Origin of the sequence: Galbibacter marinus (assembly GCF_000300875.1) — a bacterium.
In the GTDB taxonomy this organism is placed as follows: Bacteria; Bacteroidota; Bacteroidia; order Flavobacteriales; family Flavobacteriaceae; genus Galbibacter; species Galbibacter marinus.
On the sequence record NZ_AMSG01000008.1, the window covers coordinates 65750 to 91432 of the forward strand.

Below are 25683 nucleotides of genomic sequence, written 5' to 3' on the forward strand. Positions count from 1 at the left end.
ATTATGGACTATACACCTGTTCTTGTACTTCTTATAAGTTTCTTATTTCTTCTTGCCATAGGAACTCCTGTGGCCTGGAGTATAACCATATCCTCTTTACTAACAATGATGGTATCCATTGATTCCATTGCCTCTTTTACCACAGTTTCACAACGAATGGCCACTGGTCTAGACAGCTTTGCTTTATTAGCCATCCCCTTCTTTATTCTCTCGGGTGAACTGATGAACAAAGGAGGAATTGCGCACCGACTTATTGCCTTTGCCAAGACCTTGGTGGGATCTCTACCGGGTGGTCTTGCCTTAATTAATGTCATAGCCGCAATGCTCATGGGGGCTATTGCCGGCTCTGCCATGGCTTCAGCCTCTGCAATGGGGAGTATTTTAGGTCCCGAGATGGAAAAGGAAGGTTATTCTAAAGAATTTGGAGTTGCCGTTAATATCACTTCATCCACCACTGGACTTATTATTCCACCTAGTAATGTGCTTATTGTATACTCGCTTGCTAGTGGTGGAGTCTCTATTGCTGCCCTCTTCTTGGCTGGTTATATTCCTGGGATGCTCACTGGGTTGTTTTTAATGATTGTTGCTGCAATCTGGGCTAAAAAGAAGAAGTATAAAGTAGGAAAGCGTAGCTCACTAAAACAAGTATTTAAAACTTTTATTGATGCTCTACCAAGTCTGTTTTTACTAGTTGTGGTCATCGGTGGGATCGTAGTTGGTGTATTTACTGCAACTGAGGCCTCTGCAATTGCGGTTCTATATACCTTGGTTCTAGGCTTTGTATACAAAGAGATTTCTCTTAAAAAACTACCACAGATACTACTTGATTCCTCTGCAACTACTGCAGTAGTCATGCTTTTGATTGGGGCCTCAATGAGTATGTCTTGGGTGATGTCCTATGAAAACATTCCACAAGAAATCAGCAATGGTCTTTTACAGATAAGTGAAAACCCAATTATCATACTCCTAATCATTAATCTTATTCTATTAGTCGTTGGTACCTTTATGGATATGACTCCAGCGGTTTTAATTTTCACACCCATCTTTTTACCTATTGTTACAGCGTTAGGTATGGATCCAGTCCATTTTGGAATTATAATGGTTCTGAACCTTTGTATAGGACTCTGTACCCCCCCAGTAGGGTCGGTACTCTTTGTTGGGGTCGGGATTGCTAAGACGACCATAGAAAAAGTCCTCAAACCACTTATTCCAATGTTTGTAACCATGTTAATAGCCTTGTTTTTAATCACCTATTTCCCGCAATTAACATTATGGCTACCAAGCGTATTTGGATTTTAAAATATAAAATAAAATTTTGCTAAATAAATGAAACAATTAAACAGAAATACGGTTAACCACCTTAAAAATTATCCTATCAAAGTACTGCAGTTCGGAGAAGGAAATTTCTTAAGAGCATTCGTTGATTATGCGATTCAAACCTTGAACGATCAGTGTGATTTCAAGGCAGGAGTTGCAGTGGTACAACCCTTATCTGGAGGGATGGTTGATAAACTTAACCAACAAGATGGTTTATATAACCTTTTTATGAAAGGTATATGGCAGGGAGAAGAAATACAAGAAAAAGAATTAATCTCTAGTATCGTTAAAGGTATTGATCCTTATAAAGATTTTAAGGCTTATCTGGACCTTGCCAAGTTAGAGGAGCTGGAATTTGTGATTTCTAACACCACAGAAGCTGGAATTGCGTTTAATCCTGAGGATCGTTATGAAATGCAACCTCCAAGTTCGTTCCCTGGAAAGCTGACACGTTTTCTATTTGAGCGTTTTAAGCATTTTAAGGGTGACCGAAATAAAGGGCTTACCATAATTCCATGTGAACTAATTAATCACAATGCGGAAACCTTAAAAAAAATTATTTTACAATACATTGAGCTCTGGGAATTAGACAACGACTTTAAAACGTGGATTCTCGAGAGCACCCATTTTCATAACACGCTTGTAGATAGAATTGTTCCAGGTTATCCTAAAGATGATATTTCGTCCTATAATCAGGAATTAGACTATGAAGATCATCTGATCGTAAGTGCTGAAAAATTCTTTTTATGGGTTATTGAAGGCGGAGAGGAACTCAAAGCCAAATTACCATTTCACAACACGGCATTGGATGTAAAAATTGTGGATGACATGCAACCATATCGCACCAGGAAAGTGAGAATTTTAAATGGTGCGCACACCACCATGGTACCATTTTCTATCCTATTCGGAAATCAAACGGTTAAGGAAACTGTTGACAATTCCTTTACGGGACCTTTTGTAAAGACAGCCTTATTTAATGAGATAATTCCTACCTTAGAGATGGACCGCCAAGAATTGGAAGATTTTGCAGAAGCTGTTCTAGATCGTTTTAGAAATCCATTTATAAAACATATGCTTTCCAGTATTGCGTTGAATTCCATTTCTAAATTTCAGGTCCGTGTATTACCAAGTTTATTGGGATATGTAAAACTTAAAGGCAGACTACCAATACATCTAACTTTTGCTCTTGCTTGCTTAATTCGATTCTATAAATCACATTGGCAAGGTCAAGAGTTACCCGTGAACGACGATAAGGAAATTGTATCCCAATTTAAAGCGTTATGGAAACTGGAATCGTACGACCAAATAAGTGAGCAAGCACTCTCAAACATTAGTTTTTGGGGTCAAGACTTAACAAAAATAGAAGAACTAACCGATACAGTGTCCAAAGGGCTCAGCCTTATTGACACTTATGGTATTGAAAAAGGATTTGATGCCTTTGTAAGGTATATAAATCAACAAGGCGAAGAAATTTAAATGAAGAAAATAAGGCGTTATGGAAAAGCAATTAATTAAAGTACATCCGAAAGACAATGTTGCTGTGGCTTTGAAAAATATTTCAAAAGGGACGCAAATTGATTTTGAAAAACAATCTATAGAGGTAGTATCAGATGTTAAGGCCAAACACAAAATAGCCTTAACACCATTAGAGATCAATGATAAAATCATCATGTATGGTGTATTAGTTGGCAGCGCGAGTAAACCTATTGGGAAAGGAGAGGTCATTACTACAGAAAATGTAAAACATCAAAGTGAAAAAGTGTTCGGAAAAACCGAACAGTTCACTTGGACGCCACCTGAGGCAAGTCGGTGGAAAGATGAAACATTTATGGGGTATCACAGAAAAGACGGCCAAGTTGGAACCAGAAATGTATGGTTGTTCTTTCCCCTTGTGTTTTGTGAAAACAGGAATATCGAAGTCCTCAAAGAAGTCTTTGAAAAAGAACTGCTAAATCAGCATGTAAGCGAACAACAATTATTGCTGCGCTCACTACTAAATAAATCTGATCAGAGTTCTTCCTCAGTGGTTGCCCAACCTGTTCCTGTATTCGATAATGTTGAGGTACAATTCATTACCCACCAAGGAGGATGCGGTGGCATACGCCAAGACTCAGAATCACTTGCTCGTTTGCTTGCTGGTTATGTAAACAATCCCAATGTCGCTGGCGCAACAGTGCTGAGTTTGGGTTGCCAAAACCTCCAGATACGGATTTTTAAAGACGCTTTAACAGCTGTCGCACCGGAGAACACAAAGCCAGTACTGATATACGAACAACAACAGATGGGTACAGTGGATAATATGCTCAATACTATTATTACAGACTCATTTGAGGCCATTAAAAAAGCCAATGAAATCAAACGCAGCCCTGCGTCAATTTCAAAACTTAGGATAGGACTTGAATGTGGAGGATCAGATGGATTCTCAGGGATTTCAGCCAATCCGACTCTAGGTCATGTTTCTGATATCATGGCAGCAGTAGGTGGTTCAGCAATTCTTTCTGAATTTCCAGAACTCTGTGGTGTAGAACAAGAACTTGTTAATCGTTGTGTGGAGGAGAAAGATGGTAAGCGTTTTTTAGAATTGATGAAAGCCTATGAAAAGTCAGTGGTAGATGCGGGATCAGGATTTGATATGAATCCATCCCCTGGAAACATTAAGGATGGATTAATTACTGATGCTATGAAATCTGCAGGTGCTGCTAAAAAAGGTGGAACATCACCTGTTTCAGAAGTGTTGGATTATACTGAATATGTCACAAAACCAGGCCTAACATTACTTTGTACCCCAGGAAATGATGTAGAAAGTACTACTGCAATGGCAGGCTCAGGGGCAAATATCATTCTATTTACTACTGGACTGGGTACTCCTACTGGAAATCCCATTACTCCAGTCATTAAGGTATCCTCTAATACGGAGCTTGCTGAAAAAATGCCTGATATTATAGACTTTGAAACCGGGGCAATTATTCGAGGAGAAAAAACAATAGAACAAACTGCCGATCAACTGATGGAATACATTCTTGAAGTTGCCAGTGGTAAACCTACCAAGGCAATGGAATTAAATCAAAGTGATTTTATTCCGTGGAAAAGAGGCGTTTCGCTATAAGTTTTAAAAAAAATAAAACCCATCCACTACTAATTACTTTGTTATTTATGGATGGGTTAAATTTTAAGAGCCTATATTGTAAAATTAGAACAGCTTTTCCTTCGGTGGTTTCTCTCCAACAAGCCGAAGATAGATGGTTGTTTGTCCACGATGATGGGTTTGGTGTTCAAATGCTTTATTTAAAGCAGCGTTTCTAGTTAAATCAAATTGACCGAACACTTTAATGGATTCATTTAACCGATCATCTGTCAATGATTTTAAATTATCAATTACAAAATCATAACCTGCATTAACCAGTTTGATGACATTTTCCGCTGAGGTATCCTCAGTTTTTTCAGACTCTCCCCTACCAACAGGACTTTCAACGCCAAAAATAACAGATCCAAATCCATAATTGGCATCTGTAATGTGTAACATTTGCTCAGCAAAGGAGCGAACATCTTTAGTGGGTTTAAAATCGAACTGATCACTAGGCATAGCTTCCATATACTCCAATGTATAGGCTTTAGCCCGTTCCCAGTCCTTAATTATTTTAGCAGTTTCCTGCCCTTGCGTTACAAAAGATCCGCTTAACAGCAAAAGAGTGATTACTAACCGAATGGTATTCATTGATTTAATTTTTTGGTTGGTACTTAATTTTAAACTGATTCCCTAATTAGCTAACCTGAGAAACTACAGAAATCCAATCTAAAATTAATGAATTTATTAATTACCAAGTAATTGTAAGCCAAAAATTTAATCATGAAAAAGTTGATTATGACCTGCTAGAAGATTTTCGGATCTTAAGTTTAGGTGAGAGTACTACCTTTTTTTCAATTTTCACATTGGAATCTTTCACCTGTTCCAAGAATACCTTAGCGGCTGTATTTCCCATCAGAACAGGAGATTGATCAACACTGCTAATAGAAAGTTCCATAAATTTTGTAAAAGGTTCATTACTAAATCCAACTACACAGAATTCTTCTGGAATTTTAATTCCATTTTTCTTCAGTTGCTGAATGGCGCCCAATGCTAAAAAGTCACTGGAAGAGAAAATGGCGTCAGGCCGATGATCCAATTTCATGAATTTATCAATTGCCTTATGACCAGCAGCTATATCATTTTTACATTGAACAACATGATCTTTGTTAACCTTTAGACCAAAATCTTCTAATGCCTTTTTATAACCTTCGTAGCGATGCTTATAGATCTCTAATGAACGATCCCCAGATAGATGTGCGATACGTTTGCAACCTTGCTCTATGAGGTGTTTGGTAGCTGTATATCCCCCTTCAAAATCGTCAATAGTTACCGTGCTTACACCTTTAATATCCTTCTTCCTATCAAAGAACACCAATGGAACTCCTTTTTTAAGAACATGGTCAAAATGATCAAGCTGTGTTGTGTGTTTTGATACCGACATTAATATGCCATCTACCTGGGCGTTTAATAGGGCATTGATATTATCAATTTCAGTCCCCTCCTCTTCATGGGTTTGACAAATGATTACATGATAGCCCAAAGGATACAATTCCTCCTCAATGCCACGTATAATGGAAGAGAAAAAATTTCTATCAATATAAGGGACAATGACCCCTACAGTGTTACTCCTTCCGCTCTTGAGTGCCAAAGCCAGTTTATTCTGCTTGTAATTCATCTTAGCCGCAGTCTCAAGCACCAGTTTTTTTGTTGCTTGACTTATTTTTGGATTATTGTTCAGAGCCCTTGAAACCGTAGCAGCAGTAATATTTAAGGCCTTAGCTATATCATAAATCGTTGTCTTTTCACTCATTCATTAGGTATTTTATACGATCAGCTTACAAATGTAACTATTTTCAATATCAATTAATTTTTTAATGTTATCGATTACCTATTAATCGAAATATTCTAATAAATTCATCTTATAAGAAGCTTTATTGGTTTTTTAAGCTCCTCTCGATGGCTAATGTAGTATTATTTTGTTAAAATTAATAGTTATAAATTAATAATTACATCTTTTTTTAAGGATTTATTTGTTTTTTGATATCAAATTAGTAGATTCGTGCAATCGATTACAAATAGAAATAGTATTATGAATTAAATCAACTTTAAAAACCAAGCTAACGCAATTATGAAAATCAAAACACCACTAAAAACAAGACTTAGGTCTTTGACAACTGCTATCGCAGTATGCTGTTTGATTATGGCAAACGCTGTTTACGGCCAACAAGGTTCCACTGTTACAGGAACTATTGTAGATGACCAAACCAACACCCCACTGCCGGGAGTGAATGTGATTGAAATAGGTACCAATAATGGTACAACTACCGACTTCGATGGTAATTTTAATCTAGAAGTTTCCTCTTTAGACGCTATTCTACAGATTACCTATATAGGGTTCAAACCACAAGAGATTAACCTTAATGGAAGGTCCAACGTACAAATTATATTAGAAGTAGATACGCAATCGTTGGAGGAAGTTGTGGTCATTGGATATGGGACACAGAAGAAATCTGATTTAACTGGGGCTGTTGGAAGCTTGGACGCAGGTATGCTTACAGAACGTAGCATGAACAATCCTTTAGAGGCCATGCAAGGTAATGTGGCGGGAGTTCAAATTTCCCAATCGACTGGGCGAATTGGAGATGGTTATGACATTGTTATCAGGGGTAAGAATTCCTTAAGCGGGAATAGTGACCCATTATTTATCGTTGATGGTGCACAAACCGATAATATTGACTTTTTAAACCCAGAAGATATAGAGCGCATGGACATTCTTAAAGATGCCTCCTCTACTGCTATATATGGATCTAGAGGATCCAATGGGGTAGTTATCGTTACCACAAAGAGTGGTGTATCCGCCCCTGCAGACTTTACGGTCTCTATAGACAGTTATATGGGAATAAGAGATGTTGCTAGATTGCCTAAAATGATGGATTCAGAAAAATGGTGGTATTATCATAGATCTGCTTATTTGGCTACTGCGAGCTCAGGACCCGATGGTTATGTTACCCCAGAAACCTTATTTGACGCCTATAGCGGAACAAGAAATTCAGAATTACTCAGAAGAGCGGAAAATAATGAGTCTTTTGACTGGTATGATGCCGTATTAAAATCAGGAATCCAACAAAACACCTATGTGAATGCAGCTGGCAGAACAGAGGATGGTTTAGGTTACAATATTGGGTTAGGAGCTCAAAAAGAAACAGGAAACATAGACAATGAGTCTTTAAAGAAATACAATTTTAAAACTGGAGTTACGAAAAAGTTTAATGAGAAATTTGAAATTGGTGCTAATCTTACGGTATCCTTTATCGAACAACAAGACGGAAGTAGTGTTGCCATGCGTGAAGCCTTTCGTTTTAGCCCTCTAATGACTCCTTATGGATTTGATGGTGAACTATTCCCTCTACCTGGAAAATTAACAGATTTGGATGGAAATATGGTAGTGGACAAAACCTCTACTTACAACCCTATTTTAGAAATTCAGAATTCCTCAGATGAAACCAGAAAGTGGACTGGGGTTGGGAATATTTATTTCCAATACAATATTCTGGATTGGTTGTCCTTTAAAACGGCTTACTCAGCAAGTTATAGAAACCACCGTAGAGGTCAAGCTTGGGGTGCTATGACTAACACTGGAGTTTCCAATGGAGATATGCCGTCTGCATCCATGGAAAAAGGAGAAACGGTCAACGGTACTTGGGATAATCAAATCAATATAGACTATAACTTTAACGACACGCACCAATTTAATTTTCTAGCGCTTCAAAGTTTGTATTACAGTCGAACGGAAACCTCCTTTTTAAGTTCTCGTAATATGCCTTTTGACACTGGATTTTATAATATCGGTTCTGGAGAACAAGGCACTTTTAATCTAGGTTCGAACTTTTACAAACAGACCATGAATTCATTTGCGCTTCGTTTGAATTATTCTTTTAACGATCGATATCTAATTACGCTTTCCAATCGTTGGGATGGATCATCCTTATTATCAGAAGGAAAAAAATGGGATACCTTCCCATCTGCAGCTGTGGCATGGCGTATTTCTGAAGAAGATTTCCTAGCCAACTCGAATACTGTTAGTAATTTAAAGTTACGTGCAAGTTATGGGTACACAGGGAACAACAATGTTTCTCCATATGCGACCATGAACTCATTAGATAGACAATTATTCTATGATTTTAACGGAACTGTTGCCAATGGATGGTTACCTTCTATCCTAGCCAATTCTAACCTAGGATGGGAGAAAACACGTGAGATGAACTTCGGTCTAGACTTTGGATTCGCAAATAACAGAATATCAGGAAATGTGGATGTATATGATCGTCTTTCAGATGATTTAATCCTAGATCAGAAACTTCCTATTGAATCAGGTTGGTCAACCATCAAAGCTAATGTAGCCTCGGTTCGAAATACAGGTGTAGAAGCAAGTATCACGGGGCGTATTATAGAAAGTGAAAATGTATCATGGACCACAAGTCTGACTTTTACTAAAAACACTAATAAGATTGAAGAACTATACAATCAAGATCAGGTTGATGATGTTGGAAATGGATGGTTTATTGGAGAGGACATAGAGGCACATTACAATTATAAATTCGACGGAATTTGGCAAGGGAATCAAGTGGCTGAAGCCGAATCCTATAATCAATCTGAAGGTGAGGCTAGAGTGAAGGATATAAATGGTGATGGTACGATCACTCCAGAGGATGACCGTATTATTTTAGGTAGCCCTTCTCCAGACTGGTCAGGAAGTATTTTCACCCAATTAAAAATTGGCAACGTTGATCTTTCTGCCTCTCTAATTACAAATCAAGGCGTTTTAGCTTATAGTAATTTTCATGCTAATTTCACGGACACTAGGGACCGTGGAAGACAAAAGTTAGACATCGACTGGTACATCCCAGAAAATCAAGCAGGATTACCTGCGCAGTATTCAAATAGCTACCCACAGGGAAGAAATATGGGAACCTATTGGAGAGACGAAGGTGTAGGGTATTACAAAGACGCTTCTTTTGTTAAAATCAAAAACATCGGCCTAGGTTACACCTTTAGTGATAAACTTATTGATCGATTGAACATTAAACAACTAAGGATTTATGCCAATGTTATCAATCCTTTTGTTTTTACAAATTACGAAGGTTATGACCCAGAGTGGGCAAGTGCTCCATTGGGAATTGGACGTGTAAGTTCAGTTACGTATCAATTAGGTATCAACTTAAAATTCTAAGAAATCATGAAATTTAAACATATCATATACACCGCAGCCATCTTTGGATTCACAATGTTTTCTTGCGACGATTATATCGAAGAAGAAAATTTATCCAATGTCGATGGCGAAAGTTTTTACACCACCGAGGCAGGGTTTGAGACTCTTGTCAATGCCAATTATGCCCAATTAAAAGATATTTATGGTAATGAACCCTGGTTATTTAGCGCTGGAACGGATCTTTATGCAGAGGGAAGAGATCAAGAACCCCCTGGTCTGAGTCAATACATTCAGCTGACCCCTTCAGCCGCTGGTGTAGACCAATTGTACACCAGTTGTTACCGTGCCATACAAAGTGCCAATATGGCGATTCATTATGGCGAGTTAAACACTCAAAATTCTACTATTAGCCAGCGAATAGGAGAAGTGAGATACTTGCGAGCCAACGCCTACTTTTTATTGGTACAAACCTATGGAGGTGTAGGTCTGGTGACGGAATATTTAGACAGCCCAATACTGACCTTTGATCGCAATTCAGCCGAAGAAGTGTATAGCTTTGTTATAAGTGAACTAGAAATGGCTCTTTCCGCCGTTTCTGGTGGAGCCTTTGCCGGAAGAGTAAACAAGCGCGCTGTTCAACATTTACTAGCCAAGGTTCACCTCACTAGAGCTTATGAAAGCTTTGCTGGATCAGATGATTTTTCAAAAGCAGCCGGGTATGCTGATGACGCCATTGCTGGGCAATCCTTAACGATACCGTTTGAGGAACTTTGGACCCCTGGGAATGAAATGAATGCTGAAACATTATTTTCAGTTCAATTTAGCGAAGAATCTGCTAGTACTGATCCTACGAACCTTGGTCATATGCAAAATTTGTTCTTTAGTTCTTATCTAGGTGGTGCTGAGATTTCAGGAGACGCACCTTATAGATCGTACAACCTCTGTCCTACTCAGTTTGCTATAAGCCTTTATGACCAGGGAGACCAGAGATGGGAAGCAACTTTTATGACCCAGGCCTTTGAACGCTATTATGATTATTACGATCAAGCTGATCATAGTAGCCTAGTGGTTGCACACTATTATGCTCCCAAATGGGCAAGTTCTGAAGCTGATTTAGCGGCCTATCAAAGTCTTCACCCTCAGGCAATCATTCATCCTTATGGAGAGTATGTCCCTTCGGTAAGTAGGAATCTAGATTACCAAACCATTCCAGTTAAGAAATTTGATGATCCACAGGCTCCATTTGACGGAGGGCGAACCAGTACTCGAGACCTTATTTTATCACGTTTAGGTGAAACATATCTCATTGCAGCGGAGGCCTACCTACAATCCGGTAATGCTTCAACTGCTTTAGATCGCTTAAACCAGGTAAGAAATAGAGCCAATGCAACTCCAGCCACCGCAGCAGAACTAGATATTGATTATATTTTAGATGAAAGAGCAAGAGAGCTACTTGGAGAATACCATCGTTGGTTTGACCTTAAACGTACTGGTAAATTAGTAGAACGCGCTTCTTTACATCACTATTTGATCGAAGAAAGCAATTTTGCTGGTGCTAATGGAGAGTTGAAGATTTTAAGACCTATACCACAAGATGCAATTGATTTAAATCAAAATAAGGATTTTCCGCAAAACCCAGCTTATCAATAAGACAAATATTCACATAGCATTATATTGATGTTGTTAGCATTCATGAACTTATTGTAACTTACGATAAGTTCATGATCTTTAAAATAAATTGTAAACTTAATAGTATAAAAATGAAAACAATTCAGTTCTTAATTCCCATTTGTTGTATTACACTTTGTTTGTCTTGTAAAGAACAAGAAAAAAAACAACCAACCTCATCGGAAAACCAGGTTGAACAAGTTGCAGAAACACCAAAATCTGAAGGCATGTCTTACGCGGAAATCTCCGTTAAAGAAGGTGGAAAATGGGTTGATCGAAAATACGAAGGTGGCGGAGCGTTTAAAAACGTAAACCAACTCGATGTTCCTAAAGAACATACAGATCACTCCTATTATATCCGTTATGAAGGTCCAGGTTGGGAAAGTGACAGAGTGGGGTATCGCCTCTATTTAGATTGGAGAAATGCCATTGATATCTTTGGAAAGAAAACTCACCAAAAGGTACTTCCTAAAGTGGGTCAAGATAATTTTGACTCCTACCATGAGATGAGTGATTGGGGTATGGATATTTTAAAGGCAGGTAAATCTCTTGGGATTGGTTCAATAGGGAGATATCACGATGGAAAGGTATTGCATTTTGAAAATGTAGATGCCACTTCTGCTAGTGTTGTAAATACTGATCAGCAGTCCACAGTTCATGTCAATTACACTGGCTGGGAAACCGCTGGTGATAAAATTGATTTAACTTCTGAACTAACCATCCAGCCAACAAATCGTTACACCAAACACACCATTAAGGCAAGTCAAGCAATCAGTGGAATTACAACTGGAATTGTAAAATTTGATGACATTGAGTTAATTAAAAAAACAAGCGACAACGGAAAATGGGCTTATATAGCCACCTATGGTGAGCAAACCTTAGTTCCAGACACCCTTGGTATGGCCTTGTTTTACAATACTGAGTCGGTTGATCAAGTGGTAGCTGGCCCAGATGATCATCTAGTTGTTTTCAAACCAACTACACAGGCCGTTTCATTTTATTTCCTAGGAGCATGGGAAAAAGAAAAAGATGGAATAACAAGCAAACAAGAATTCTTAAGCTACATCGATGGGCTTTTAAAAGAATTAAATTCTAATAATCAATTACCCTAACTAAAAATTAATATGAAAATATCAATGAATGTTATAACCACTGCTTTTATGGTGATGATTCTTCTGAGCAGTTGTAAGGAGATCAAGACTAAATCTAATGAAACAGAAACCACTGCAACAAATACTCTTGTAGATAGCACGGATAAGTGGTCTGTCAGGATGGCCAATTCAATCATGCATCGCAATGAGCACGCCTATGAGATTGACCATAGAACGGTTCCTAAATGGGATTATGTTCACGGGGTGGTGATGCTAGGTTTTGAAAAGCTTTATGAAAAGACCAATGATCAAAAATATTACGATTACATAAAAGATTACGCCGATACTCTTATCAACGAAGAAGGCGCTATTGCTACCTATAAAATCGAAGATTATAATATCGATATGATCAATGCGGGGAAGATTCTTTTTAAACTCTATGATCACACCAATGATTCTAGGTATAGAAATGCTATGGACACGCTTCGTCTGCAACTCACCGATCAACCTCGAACCAAATCAGGCGGATTTTGGCATAAAAAGCGTTATCCTAACCAAATGTGGCTTGACGGCCTCTATATGGGAGCTCCGTTTTATGCGCAGTACACGGTTAATTTTGAGCAAGGTAAAGCCTTAGATGATATTGCCCATCAGTTCGAGCTTATTGAAAAACATGCTAAGGATGAAAAGACAGGTTTACTCTTTCACGGTTGGGATGAGAGTAAGGCCATGGATTGGGCGGATGACAAAACGGGCACTTCTCCAAACTTCTGGTCTAGATCTTTAGGTTGGTATGCCATGGCACTTGTGGATGTACTTGATTATTTTCCGCAGGACCATCCAGGAAGAGCTCAGATCATAGGTTATTTAAAAGAACTTGCCACCGCAGTTGTAAAGGTACAGGATGAAACTGGGCTGTGGTATCAGGTTACAGATATGGGAGATCGTGAAGGTAATTTCCTGGAAGCCTCAGGATCCACCATGTTAGTTTATGCCTTGGCAAAGGGTGTAAACAAAGGATATTTACCAGAGCATTTTATGAAAAATGCCGAATTAGGATTTAAAGGACTCACAGAGGAATTGATTAAAGTGGATAAAGATGGTCTTATAACTATCACCCAAGTATGTGCAGTAGCTGGTTTAGGTGGTAATCCTTACCGTGATGGATCCTACGAATATTACATCAATGAACGTAAAAAGGACAATGACCCTAAGGCTACTGGACCGTTTATAATGGCAGCCTTAGAACTAGATAAGTAATTATGAGCCTTTCACTTAAAAGCATATCGAAATTTCTGATGGTTTGCACGTTTTTTATGTGTAACCCAGAACATTTGTACAGCTTTCAACCCAGTGAGGCGGATGTGGTAGTTGCTGCTGATGGCAGTGGTGACTACCGCTCCATTCAAGAGGCAATTGATAACACCAAGTCGTTTCCATATCAAAGAATTACCATCTTTATTAAAAATGGTATCTATAAGGAGAAAATAAAGGTCTATGAGTGGAATACCAATTTAAATCTTATTGGTGAAGATCCTCAAGAGACAATTATAGCATATGATGACTATTTTGATAAAATTGATAAGGGACGCAATAGTACTTTCCACACCCCCACTCTCTTGGTCGATGCAACAGGGACCATTGTAAAGAATATAAGAATCCTCAATACGGCAGGACCTGTTGGACAGGCTATTGCTCTGTCTATTACAGCTGATAGGGTAAAGGTCGAAAATTGTGCTATTATTGGCAATCAAGATACCGTATATCTCAGTGGAGCGAATAACAAAATCTATTTTAAGAATTGCAGCATCCAGGGTAGTACTGATTTTATATTTGGACAAGCTACGGCTGTATTTGAAAACTGTACGATCCACAGCGTTTCAGGTTCCTATATAACTGCAGCATCAACTCCGAAGAATGTAGATTATGGATTTGTTTTTATTAAGTGTACTCTAACTGGTTCAAAAGATAGTAAAGATGTCTATTTAGGTAGACCTTGGCGTTATTATGCTAGAACGGTCTTTATTAATTGTCATATGGGTAAACATATCAACGACAAAGGTTGGCATGACTGGAACAAGCCTGAGAGCCATAAAAACAGCTATTACGCAGAATATCAATCTAGTGGCCCTGGAGCTAATTCTAAAAAGCGCGTTCAGTGGTCGCACCAGCTCACAGAGAGCCAGCTAGCAAACTATAACCTTGAAAAGATTTTAAAATCAAAAAATGATAAAAGTTGGTACCTCCATTAAAAAACAGCTAGCTGCTGTACTGCTCGTTTGTTTAACGACCCTTAGTTATGGCCAGGGCATTACCATTTACACTATTGGAGATTCTACAATGGCCAATAAACCTGATACAGAACAGAACCCTGAACGTGGATGGGTTCAAATGTTACCTGCATTCTTTAACCAAGACATCACCATTGTAAACAAAGCTATCAATGGGAGAAGCACGCGTAGTTTTATAGATGAAGGTAGATGGAAGGAGGTTTACCAGATGCTTCAGCCCGGTGATTATGTTTTTATTCAATTTGGTCATAATGATCAAAAAGAAAAATCACCTGATCGTTATACCAATCCACATACTGCCTATCGCCATAACTTGATACAGTTTGTAACCCAAAGCCGATCCAAAGGAGCGATACCTATACTGTTTACTTCCATAGTAAGAAGAAATTTTAATACTCAAGGAACATTAATCGACACTCATGGTTCGTATCCTTTAGAAGTCCGTTTAGTAGCACAACAATACAAAGTTGATTTTATAGACCTACAATACCTTACAGAAATATTAGAGATGAGTTATGGTGTAGAGAAATCCAAAGAATTACATCTTCATTATACAGAAAGAGAAATTCCCTATTTTCCAAAAGGAAAGCAGGACGACACTCATTTATCAGTCAAGGGAGCCACAGAAGTATGTAAACTTGTGGTTGAACAACTTAAAGCATCTACACATCCTTTAAGTAACTATTTAATAGAGTAAGTTAATAGAAATATTCCTTATAATTCATCTAAGCTAAAAAGGCACCCATTGGATGCCTTTAATAGTAAATATAATTCGGTGAGTGGATGAAATTACTGTTCTAAACCAGCTAATTTTTCTTTCATTTCCATGAACTTATCTTGTTCACCTAAAGTACCGTAAATGTTCATTAACGTTCTAACGGCATCTATATTAGAAGGATTGATTGTTAGAAGCTTTTCAAGATAAGGTACTGCCGAACGATAAAGCTCTTCACGCTCTTGCTTTAACTCATCATAACGTTTGTTGTCCGCAGCACTATTTCCAAGACTATTCATCTCGTTTACTAAATCTTGCTCGCTAGAAAGTGTCATTGAAGCAAGGTTCAAATATGCGTTTTCATTTTGAGGATCTAGCTCAATCGCTTTTTTGTAATATTCCCCAGCTTGCTCATTGTTACCTTGCTCTGCCGTAATTACACCTAAATTGTAATACAATGTTGGATTTGATGGATCTTTCTGAATCGCTTCTTCCATCAATGATTGGAATTTTGCTTTATCGCCAGCTTGGATATACATATTAGCTTCTGTTAATAGCAAATTCATATCGTCTGGGTTAGCCGCACGCGCATCTTTAATAGCCTCAGTTGCTTTTTCCGTTTCTCCTTTTTCATTGTAGATCAAGGCAATATTTTTAATGATCTCAGGATATCTTGACTCCGTTTCTTCCTCAGAAGGATCAGTATATTGTCCGGTCTTAACCATTAAGTCACGATTTTGCTCTGAACCAAGATTCTCGGTCTCCCCAGTTTCTTTGTTTACAGCCAAGTAAGCAGTGCTCTCTCCTGTGTAACCTAGTTCATTTAATTTTAAATAATGTTCTAAAGCAATGTCGTAATCACCACCTTGAACCGCACTAGAGGCTGCGTAATACAAATAATCTTGGTTATCAGTCATTTGATAAGCCATAAATAATTTGTTTGCCGCTTTTGAAAATTCTTTGTTGTTATTATCTTCAATTGCAGCATTTACGATATCTCCTGACAAACCATTAAGTATTTCAGTGGCTTCGTCAGTATATTTATTCTTAAAGGTTTTTTCAAACTCAACAAGCTTGTTTAGGTTTTCAACGGCCTTTTGATAATCCGCATCATCACCACCCTTTTTTGCTAAATCAGCATGAGTTTTACCTAATAGAAAATAATATTGTGCTTTGTACTTATCATCCGCTGACTCTATAGTTGAAGCCAGGCTTTGCAAAGTGGTCTTGGCCTCTGCCGCGCTTCCTTTATCCAATGCTTTATCCGCATCTCTTAATTCGCTTTTCTGAGCGATTGCAAAAGAAGAAACTAATAAAGCTGACGCTATTATAACTCTCTTTTTCATTGTTCTTAATTTGAAATTTGTTTTTAAAGGGTTAATTATTGTTGTTTTCAGGTTGTATCTCGTTATCATTATCTAATTCCGTGCCATTTTCTTGAACTTCGATGTCGTTGACGTCTTGGTCTAACTCATCTTCTTTCATTACTTTTGCAACCGCGGCAATAGAATCATTTTTAAGATTGATCAATTTAACACCCTGAGTAGCACGCCCCATTACACGTAGGTCCTCTATAGCCATCCTAATGGCTACACCACTCTTTGTGATAATCATTAAATCGTCCTCATCACAGACATTTTTAATGGCAACTAAAGCACCTGTCTTCTCGGTGATGGACATTGTCTTGACTCCTTTTCCTCCTCGGTTCGTAATACGATAAACGGCCTCCCCATCTTCTGGGTCATCTAGATAGGTGCGTTTTCCATAACCATTTTCAGAAACCACTAAGATATTATCGTCCAGGTTGTTTACCGAAACCATTCCTATTACTTCATCATTATCATCGGCCAAGGTTATACCACGAACACCTGAGGCATTTCTTCCCATTGGACGGGTTTTACCTTCTTCAAAACGAATCGCCTTACCTGATTTTACAGCCAAGAGAATTTGACTGTTTCCAGTAGTTAGCTTAGCTTCTAATAATTCATCATCTTCACGAATCGTTATAGCATTAATTCCATTTTGTCTTGGACGAGAATACTGTTCTAAAGAAGTCTTCTTAACCACTCCTTTTTTGGTAGCCATAATGACATAGTGACTGTTAATATATTCTTCGTCTTTTAGGTCCTTAGTACAAATAAAGGCTTTTACCTTATCGTCCTGTTCGATATTAATAAGGTTTTGGATCGCACGACCTTTGGAGGTTTTACTACCTTCAGGTATTTCATAAACTCGCATCCAGAAACACTTACCTTTTTGGGTAAAGAACAACATATACTGGTGGTTTGTACCAACAAATAGATGCTCTAAGAAATCTTCATTTCGAGTTGAAGATCCTTTTTGCCCTACTCCTCCTCTATTCTGTGTCTTGTACTCACTCAGAGGTGTTCTTTTAATATAACCGGCGTGAGAAATGGTAATTACCACTTGCTCATCTGGGATCATATCCTCAATACTTAAATCACCTCCAGCGTATTCGATTTGAGAACGTCTTTCGTCTCCGTATTTAGCTTTTACTTCTTCTAGTTCTTCTTTGATAATTTCCATTCTACGCTCTTTTCGAGCTAGAATATCTTTACAGTCTTCTATGAACTTTAGGATCTCTTCATATTCAAGTCTTAATTTGTCCTGCTCAAGACCCGTTAATTGACGTAAACGCATTTCAACAATGGCCTTGGCTTGAATTTCTGAAAGCTTGAATCGCTCCATTAATTTAGCGCGAGCCTCATCAGCATTCTTGGATCCTCTAATAATAGCAATTACCTCGTCTATATTGTCAGAGGCAATAATAAGTCCCTCTAAGATATGCGCTCTCTCTTCTGCTTTGCGCAATTCGTACTCTGTTCTTCGAACGACCACCTCATGACGATGTTCCACAAAGTGATGAATCATATCCTTTAGATTCAACATATGTGGTCTACCGTTGACAAGTGCAATATTGTTTACACTAAAAGATGATTGAAGCGAAGTGTATTTAAACAAATTGTTCAATACTATATTTGGAATAGCATCTCTTTTTAAAATGTAGACAATGCGCATTCCTTTTCTATCCGATTCATCACGGATATTAGAAATCCCTTCAATTTTTTTCTCGTTAACTAGATCAGCGGTCTTTTTAATCATGTCCGCTTTATTGACCTGGTAAGGGATTTCAGTAACTATAATACACTCTCTCCCTTTCACCTCTTCAATACGAGCTTTCGCTCTCATCACAATACGTCCTCTACCTGTTTTAAAGGCTTCACGAACGCCATCATAACCATAGATTACTCCACCTGTTGGAAAATCTGGGGCTTTAATGTGCTCTATAAGTTCGTCGATCTCGATATCGTGATTGTCAATATAAGCAATAGTACCATCTACTACTTCTGATAAGTTATGAGGAGGCATATTGGTGGCCATCCCAACAGCGATACCAGAGGCTCCATTAACGAGCAAATTAGGCACCCTTGTTGGAAGCACCTTAGGCTCCTTTAAAGTATCGTCGAAATTTAATTGGTGGTCTACTGTATCTTTGTCAATATCTGCCAACATGTCTTCGGATATCTTTCTCATACGTGCCTCAGTATAACGCATCGCAGCTGGACTGTCACCATCTACCGATCCAAAGTTACCTTGGCCATCGACAAGCATATACCTCAAACTCCAAGATTGTGCCATACGCACCATAGTGTCATAGACTGAGCTATCACCGTGTGGGTGGTACTTACCAAGTACCTCACCTACAATTCTCGCAGATTTTTTGTAAGAACTATTCGATCTAACACCCAGCTCATGCATTCCAAACAACACACGTCGGTGAACTGGCTTTAAACCGTCCCTAACATCCGGTAAAGCACGTGACACAATGACTGACATCGAGTAATCGATATACGCCGATTTCATCTCATCCTCTATATTTATAGGGATCAGCTTTTCTCCTTCCGCCATATTAATTATATTATTTTCTGTTTAATTATAAATCGTGCCAATATACGTATTTTATTGATGCTTTCGCGTGGGTTGCTGATGTTTTTTAATGTTTTTATCAACACATTATTAAGGTAAAAAGGTTAATAAATAGCATATGTATTTTTTTGATTTAAACAGTTTTTTTTGTCTATTAGCTAAAACTACGTGAAATAACAACATTTTAAGGTATGGTTTTTGCCTACTAACAGTTGATTTAGTATTTTTAACAGTAGAAAGAAAGAAGTATGGATGACAATTTTTCCCCAAGAGTAAAAGACGTTATTGCCTACAGCAAAGAAGAAGCCCTGCGATTGGGGCATGACTTTATAGGCACGGAACATCTTATGCTCGGACTTTTGCGTGATGGAAACGGAAAAGCGATCGATATATTAAGTGCTTTGAGTGTAGACCTAGATCATTTAAGAAGGAAGGTAGAAATTCTTAGCCCCTCCAACCTTTCCGTTGGAGTAAGCGCAAATGATAAACGTAATTTGCATTTAACTAGACAGGCTGAACGAGCCTTAAAGACGACCTTCTTAGAGGCTAAATTATTTCAGAGTCCTTCGATAAACACCGCTCATTTACTGCTTTGTATTTTGCGTAATGAAAATGACCCAACGACAAAGTTGCTAAACAAGCTTAAAATTGATTACGATAATGCTAAAGAACAATTTAAGCTCATGATAACAAGTGAAGACGATTTTTTAGATCCTCCTACTGCAGATTCGTTCTCGGATGAAACTGGTTCCGCCGAGGAAGGAAACAACCCCTTTGGTTCAAGTGCTTCGAACAATCCAAAAACCAATAAAAAATCTAAAACACCTGTTTTAGATAATTTTGGACGTGACCTTACGCTACTTGCAGAGGAAGAAAAACTTGACCCTGTTGTAGGTCGAGAGAAAGAAATAGAGCGCGTTTCTCAGATTCTCAGTCGACGCAAGAAAAACAACCCTTTACTAATTGGTGAACCTGGTGTTGGTAAAAGTGCCATCGCCGAAGGTCTAGCACTTCGTATTGTCAAAAAGAAGGTATCGCGAATTTTGTACAACAAAAGGGTCGTGACTTTGGATTTGGCATCACTAGTTGCTGGAACAAAATATAGAGGGCAGTTTGAAGAGCGTATGAAGGCTGTGATGAATGAACTCGAAAAGAATGATGACATCATCCTTTTTATCGATGAGATTCACACCATTGTAGGTGCAGGAGGCGCTACTGGTAGTTTAGATGCTTCTAATATGTTTAAGCCAGCATTGGCTCGTGGAGAAATCCAATGTATCGGAGCAACAACTCTTGATGAATATAGACAGTACATTGAAAAAGACGGTGCTTTAGAGCGACGATTTCAAAAAGTTATTGTGGAACCAACTTCAGTAGTAGAAACTATTGAAATCCTCCACAACATCAAGGATAAATACGAAGAACATCACAATGTCAACTTTACCGATCAAGCGATAGAGGCTTGTGTAAAATTGACGAATCGTTATTTGACAGATCGATTCTTACCAGACAAGGCTATTGATGCTTTGGATGAGGCTGGTTCTCGCGTACATATTATTAATATGGAAGTTCCAAAACAAATTTTGGATTTAGAAAAGGAACTAGATCGCGTGAAAGAACTCAAAAACTCTGTAGTTAAAAAGCAGAAATATGAAGAGGCGGCCAAGCTAAGAGATGACGAGAAAAGAATTGAAAGAGAGCTCTCTCAAGCCCAAGAAAAATGGGAAGAAGACAGCAAGTTACACCGAGAAATAGTAACAGATGAAAATGTAGCCGACGTGGTCTCTATGATGAGTGGTGTACCAGTTACTAGAATCGCCCAGGCTGAGAGTTCAAAACTCGCCCAAATGCCAGACCTTATTAAAGGAAAAGTAATCGGGCAGGACAATGCTGTGGCTAAAGTGGTGAAAGCTATCCAAAGAAACAGAGCTGGTCTTAAAGATCCAGATAAACCTATTGGATCATTTATATTCCTTGGGCAAACTGGTGTTGGTAAAACACAACTTGCTAAAGTACTAGCCAAACAACTCTTTGATTCCGAAGATGCTCTAGTTAGAATCGACATGAGTGAATATATGGAGAAATTTGCGGTATCAAGACTCATCGGAGCGCCTCCAGGATATGTCGGATATGAAGAAGGTGGTCAACTTACAGAGAAAATCAGAAGAAAACCTTATGCAGTTATACTTTTAGATGAGGTCGAAAAAGCACATCCAGATGTCTTCAACATGTTATTACAGGTATTGGACGATGGATATATCACCGATAGTTTAGGAAGAAAGATTGATTTTAGGAACACTATTATCATTATGACTTCCAATATTGGAGCGCGTCAATTAAAAGATTTTGGACAAGGTGTTGGATTCGGAACCTCAGCCAAACAAGCACAAGCTGATGAACACTCAAAAAGTGTGATTGAAAATGCTTTGAAAAAGGCCTTTGCTCCAGAATTTTTAAACAGAATTGACGACGTGGTAGTCTTTAATCCTCTAGAAAAAGAAGATATCCACAAGATTATCGATATCGAATTGGAAAAATTATATCAGCGAATCGAAGGTTTAGGATATTATTTATCACTATCTGAACAGGCCAAAGATTATATCGCGGATAAAGGATTCGATAGACAATACGGTGCCCGTCCACTAAAACGTGCTATCCAAAAATACATCGAAGATGCTTTGGCTGAAGAAATTATCGCTTCAAAAATTGCGGAAGGAGATCGTATTGAGATGGACTTAAGTGAAGAGAAAGATGCACTGACTATTAAGATCTCTAAAGTAGAGAAATCTACCGAGTCATAAAACCTTTCTCCTTTAAAGGGAAATAAAAACGTGTGATGTCACTATCACACGTTTTTTTTATAATTTTACTGACCGTAATATTCTTCTTAACTTAGAGGATACGTCAGAGAAATAAATTACATGGAAAACAAAACAATTATTGGTAGCCAGGAATGGGTTTCTTTACCAGAACTTGACATTCCAACAATCAAGGTACGCGTGGATAGTGGAGCAAAAACTTCCGCCTTGCACGCAGTCAATATACAACCTTTTCAACGCAACAACGATACTTGGGTAACTTTTGACGTATACCCTATACAAAACAACGGTAAAAAGGTTATTCATTGTGAGGCTCTAGTGCTGGACAAAAGAGTAGTGAAAAGCTCCACTGGTAATCGGGAAAATCGCTACATCATCCAGACCAATTTGCATATTAATGGAGATTCTTGGGATGTAGAGTTATCACTGACTAACCGAGATAGCATGGGATACCGAATGCTGCTTGGTAGGGAAGCCATGATTGGAAGACTTATTGTGGATCCTGAAGCCAATTTTATGTTGGGTGATTTGAGTGATGAAGAGCTTGGAAAACGCTATAAAAATACCATAAGTAACAAGGGTGGTTTAAAAATTGGATTGTTAGCCAGTAATCCCAATCTTTATAGCAATCGAAGAATCGTTGAGGCTGCTGAGCGCATGGGTCATGAAATTGAATTTCTCAATATCCGCCAGTGTTATATGAAACTCGATGCAGATACTCCTGAGATTCATTATCGTGGAGGTAAAATTTTAAATGACCTCGATGCTGTTATTCCTAGAATACGCCCAAGTATGACGTATTACGGATGTTCTCTTACAAGACATTTTGAATCCATAGGGGTAGCTGTTTTAAACAAAGCAGAATCCATACGTCAATCAAGAGATAAACTTTTCTCGCTTCAATTGCTTTTAAAAAACGGGGTAAGCATTCCAACTACTGGTTTTGCGAATTCTCCATTAGACACAAACGATCTGATAAAAATGGTAGGCGGTTCTCCCCTTATCATTAAACTTTTAGAAGGTACCCAAGGTAAAGGCGTGGTACTTGCAGAAACTAAGAAGGCAGCAGAGAGTGTTATTAATGCCTTTAAAAGTTTAAATGCCTATATCTTAGTACAAGAATTTATAAAGGAAGCAAACGGAAAAGACATACGCTGTTTTGTCATTGATGGTAAGGTTGTAGCTGCAATGCAACGAGAAGCACCTCCAGGAGAATTTAGAGCCAACATCCACCTTGGTGGAACTGCTTCCCTTATTAAGGTAACTGCAGCGGAGAAAAAGCTTGCTATTAAAGCCACCAAAGCTATGGGACTCGATGTTGCTGGGGTGGATATTATTCGTTCTTCAAAAGGCCCATTGTTACTAGAGGTGAATTCTTCACCAGGATTGGAAGGTATTGAGACTGCAACGGAAATGGATATCGCAGCTTCGATGATTAAATCAATTGAGAAAAAACTACATTGGAAAGCAAACAAATAAGTTAATTTCGAGCTTAAAAGCACAACTTAACTGCTAAAAAATGTAATTCATCTAATATCAACATACACTTTATTACCCTGATAAAAATAGGAGTAATTTTGTGGAGATGAATGCAATATCTTCAAAGTACAATTTAGTCAAGATCTATGAACTTGATTTTGGGAATATCGAAGTATATTCTAATCTTGTCGTGGGCATAGTCAATGATGGGATTGACTTTAATTTAGAACACATATCGGCTTTGATAAATATCGCGGAAATTCACTTTAACAACAAGGATTTCGGGTACATCTCATTAAGAAAAAATTCTTATGCACTAGACCCTTCTGTTTATAAATACTTAAAAGAATTACCAACCCTTAAAGGTATAGCTATAGTTTCTGAAAATAAACTCTTTAAGCACAATTTTAAAATTGAAAAGTACTTCTACGGTAATAAAATGAAATTATTTAAAAACGTAGAAACCGCAGGTGAATGGATTCAAAGTATCGTACTTCCCAATCACATGAGTTAAACCCTATGATCAATCCTTAAAAATATCAGGACTCACAGGAATCTCTTCTATAAATTTAATTGATTTTTTAATATCCTGATAAAAGACTCGATCACTTGCCACAAATGGAACTCGCTCGCGGTACATAGCGTATAATTCTTCTATAATTTCCGATGATTTAAGTGGTCTTCTATAAGTTAATGCCTGTGAAGCATTAAGAAGTTCGATAGCTAAAATCGACTTTAAATTATTGATAAGTTTTAAGCATTTAGTAGCTGCATTAGCCCCCATGCTTACATGATCTTCTTGACCGTTGGAGGAAACAATGGAATCCACACTAGACGGACTGGCTAATTGTTTATTTTGACTTGCAATACTAGCAGCGGTATACTGAGGAATCATCAATCCAGAATTCAAACCAGGATCATTAATTAAAAATGGCGATAAACCGTGCTGACCCGAAATTAACTGAAAGGTTCTTCGCTCGGAAATGCTCCCCCATTCGGACAAGGCAATACCGAGATAGTCCAAGGCCATAGCAAGTGGTTGCCCATGAAAGTTTCCACCTGAGAGAATCAAATCCTCATCGATAAAAATATTAGGATTATCCGTCACGGAATTGATTTCTGTTTTAAATACTTTTCTAACGTGCGTTAGTACATCTTTCGAGGCTCCATGAACCTGTGGTATGCATCTAAAAGAATAAGGATCCTGCACTTGTGTCTTTGGACTTTGAGCTATTTGGCTTCCCTCTAAAAATTGACGAATTCGATCAGCGGTTTTGATCTGACCTCTATGAGGCCTCACCAGATGAATTAGTCTATGGAATGGCTGAGACAGACCATCAAATGCCTCAAGTGACATCGTTCCAATTAGATCCGCAGCATAAGAAAGTCTATATGCGCTCATCACACACCAAATTCCATAAGCACTCATAAACTGGGTACCATTAAGCAAAGCTAAGCCTTCTTTGGCTTTAAGCTCCACTGCCTTCCATTTCATTATGTTCATAGTAGATTCCATATCCGTGATTTCTCCTTTATAATACACTTGTCCTTCTCCAATTAAAGGAAGGGACAAATGAGCAAGGGGTGCCAAATCACCAGAAGCTCCCAGAGAACCTTGGGTGTAAACCACTGGAATAATATCAGCGTTATAAAACTCTATCAATCTTAGAACCGTTTCTAACTGCACACCACTGTGACCATAACTCAATGACTGTATTTTTAGAAGCAACATGAGCTTAACAATTTCTGGGTCCACCAATTCACCCGTTCCACAAGCATGGGAACGCACTAAATTTCGTTGCAATTCATTGAGATGGTGTCCAGCGATCCTCACATTACATAAAGAACCAAAACCAGTATTAATTCCATAAACAGGAGTTTTATCTGAAGCTATTTTCTGATCTAAATATTTTCGGCATTTCTCTATGTTTACTTTGGCCTCATCGGAGAGCCTGAGTTTAGTTTTACGTTGAGTAAGGTTCCAAATTGTTTCAATATCTAAAACGGTGGAACTTATATAATGAAATTCTTCCATGAGTTGCTTGTTGTTAGAGCAAAAGTCTGTAATTACACCTTAGT

The 25683-nt window shown here is 38.1% G+C and carries 17 protein-coding genes; 12 read left to right on the forward strand and 5 right to left on the reverse strand.

The features are described 5' to 3' along the window. Nucleotides 1–3 precede the first annotated feature (3 nt). The 3 genes from I215_RS07770 to I215_RS07780 are packed head-to-tail and all read left to right on the forward strand — an operon-like array spanning nucleotide 4 to nucleotide 4423. On the forward strand, nucleotides 4–1299 hold the full coding sequence (locus tag I215_RS07770; protein WP_008991412.1) for a TRAP transporter large permease: 1296 nt from the start codon (nucleotides 4–6) through the stop codon (nucleotides 1297–1299). Nucleotides 1300–1326: 27 nt separating this feature from the next. Continuing rightward, complete coding sequence (locus I215_RS07775) at nucleotides 1327–2793, forward strand: tagaturonate reductase (protein ID WP_008991413.1); 1467 nt, start codon at nucleotides 1327–1329, stop codon at nucleotides 2791–2793. Between the two features lie 19 nt (nucleotides 2794–2812). Beyond that, a complete protein-coding gene (locus I215_RS07780) occupies nucleotides 2813–4423 on the forward strand; it encodes a UxaA family hydrolase (protein WP_008991414.1) in 1611 nt (536 codons plus the stop codon). An 84-nt stretch (nucleotides 4424–4507) separates the two neighbouring features. Here I215_RS07780 and I215_RS07785 read toward each other — a convergent pair whose 3' ends face one another. Together I215_RS07785 and I215_RS07790 are read right to left on the reverse strand one after the other, a co-directional pair. Then, nucleotides 4508–5032 carry a DinB family protein gene (locus I215_RS07785; RefSeq protein ID WP_008991415.1) on the reverse strand — a complete coding sequence of 175 codons (525 nt, stop codon included), beginning with the start codon at nucleotides 5030–5032 and terminating at the stop codon, nucleotides 4508–4510. 145 nt (nucleotides 5033–5177) lie between these two features. Beyond that, nucleotides 5178–6194 (reverse strand): LacI family DNA-binding transcriptional regulator, encoded by a 1017-nt coding sequence (locus tag I215_RS07790; RefSeq protein WP_008991416.1) that lies wholly within the window; start codon nucleotides 6192–6194, stop codon nucleotides 5178–5180. Between the two features lie 318 nt (nucleotides 6195–6512). On the opposite strand from I215_RS07790, the gene I215_RS07795 reads away from it, so the two are divergent. The 6 genes from I215_RS07795 (at nucleotide 6513) to I215_RS07820 (ending at nucleotide 15340) form a co-directional block, all read left to right on the forward strand. After that, entirely contained in the window at nucleotides 6513–9614 is a 3102-nt protein-coding gene (locus I215_RS07795; RefSeq protein ID WP_008991417.1) for a SusC/RagA family TonB-linked outer membrane protein, read from the forward strand. A 6-nt stretch (nucleotides 9615–9620) separates the two neighbouring features. Next, on the forward strand, nucleotides 9621–11243 hold the full coding sequence (locus I215_RS07800) for a RagB/SusD family nutrient uptake outer membrane protein (protein ID WP_008991418.1): 1623 nt from the start codon (nucleotides 9621–9623) through the stop codon (nucleotides 11241–11243). A gap of 110 nt (nucleotides 11244–11353) precedes the next feature. After that, nucleotides 11354–12373: a DUF4861 family protein gene (locus I215_RS07805; RefSeq protein ID WP_008991419.1), complete on the forward strand. Its 1020-nt coding sequence runs from the start codon at nucleotides 11354–11356 to the stop codon at nucleotides 12371–12373. A gap of 12 nt (nucleotides 12374–12385) precedes the next feature. Beyond that, nucleotides 12386–13612, forward strand: a complete 1227-nt coding sequence (locus I215_RS07810; protein ID WP_051009174.1) for a glycoside hydrolase family 88/105 protein — start codon at nucleotides 12386–12388, stop codon at nucleotides 13610–13612. Between the two features lie 56 nt (nucleotides 13613–13668). Then, nucleotides 13669–14604 carry a pectinesterase family protein gene (locus I215_RS07815; protein ID WP_008991421.1) on the forward strand — a complete coding sequence of 312 codons (936 nt, stop codon included), beginning with the start codon at nucleotides 13669–13671 and terminating at the stop codon, nucleotides 14602–14604. Further along, complete coding sequence (locus I215_RS07820) at nucleotides 14579–15340, forward strand: rhamnogalacturonan acetylesterase (protein WP_008991422.1); 762 nt, start codon at nucleotides 14579–14581, stop codon at nucleotides 15338–15340. The genes I215_RS07815 and I215_RS07820 overlap by 26 nt, the downstream gene beginning before the upstream one ends. Nucleotides 15341–15432: 92 nt before the next feature. Here the strand turns inward: I215_RS07820 and I215_RS07825 are convergent, their stop codons facing one another. Both I215_RS07825 and gyrA read right to left on the reverse strand, forming a co-directional pair. Continuing rightward, a complete protein-coding gene (locus I215_RS07825) occupies nucleotides 15433–16704 on the reverse strand; it encodes a tetratricopeptide repeat protein (RefSeq protein ID WP_008991423.1) in 1272 nt (423 codons plus the stop codon). 31 nt (nucleotides 16705–16735) lie between these two features. Next, a complete protein-coding gene (gene gyrA / locus I215_RS07830; RefSeq protein WP_008991424.1) occupies nucleotides 16736–19288 on the reverse strand; it encodes a DNA gyrase subunit A in 2553 nt (850 codons plus the stop codon). Nucleotides 19289–19554: 266 nt separating this feature from the next. On the opposite strand from gyrA, the gene I215_RS07835 reads away from it, so the two are divergent. The 3 genes from I215_RS07835 to I215_RS07845 all read left to right on the forward strand — a co-directional run bounded on the left by I215_RS07835 (nucleotide 19555) and on the right by I215_RS07845 (nucleotide 24118). Further along, complete coding sequence (locus I215_RS07835; protein WP_008991425.1) at nucleotides 19555–22107, forward strand: ATP-dependent Clp protease ATP-binding subunit; 2553 nt, start codon at nucleotides 19555–19557, stop codon at nucleotides 22105–22107. 120 nt (nucleotides 22108–22227) lie between these two features. Further along, nucleotides 22228–23604 (forward strand): 30S ribosomal protein S6--L-glutamate ligase, encoded by a 1377-nt coding sequence (gene rimK / locus I215_RS07840; protein ID WP_008991426.1) that lies wholly within the window; start codon nucleotides 22228–22230, stop codon nucleotides 23602–23604. A 106-nt stretch (nucleotides 23605–23710) separates the two neighbouring features. After that, nucleotides 23711–24118, forward strand: a complete 408-nt coding sequence (locus tag I215_RS07845; protein ID WP_008991427.1) for an STAS/SEC14 domain-containing protein — start codon at nucleotides 23711–23713, stop codon at nucleotides 24116–24118. A gap of 9 nt (nucleotides 24119–24127) precedes the next feature. Here I215_RS07845 and hutH read toward each other — a convergent pair whose 3' ends face one another. Continuing rightward, a complete protein-coding gene (gene hutH / locus I215_RS07850) occupies nucleotides 24128–25639 on the reverse strand; it encodes a histidine ammonia-lyase (RefSeq protein ID WP_008991428.1) in 1512 nt (503 codons plus the stop codon). Nucleotides 25640–25683 lie beyond the last annotated feature (44 nt).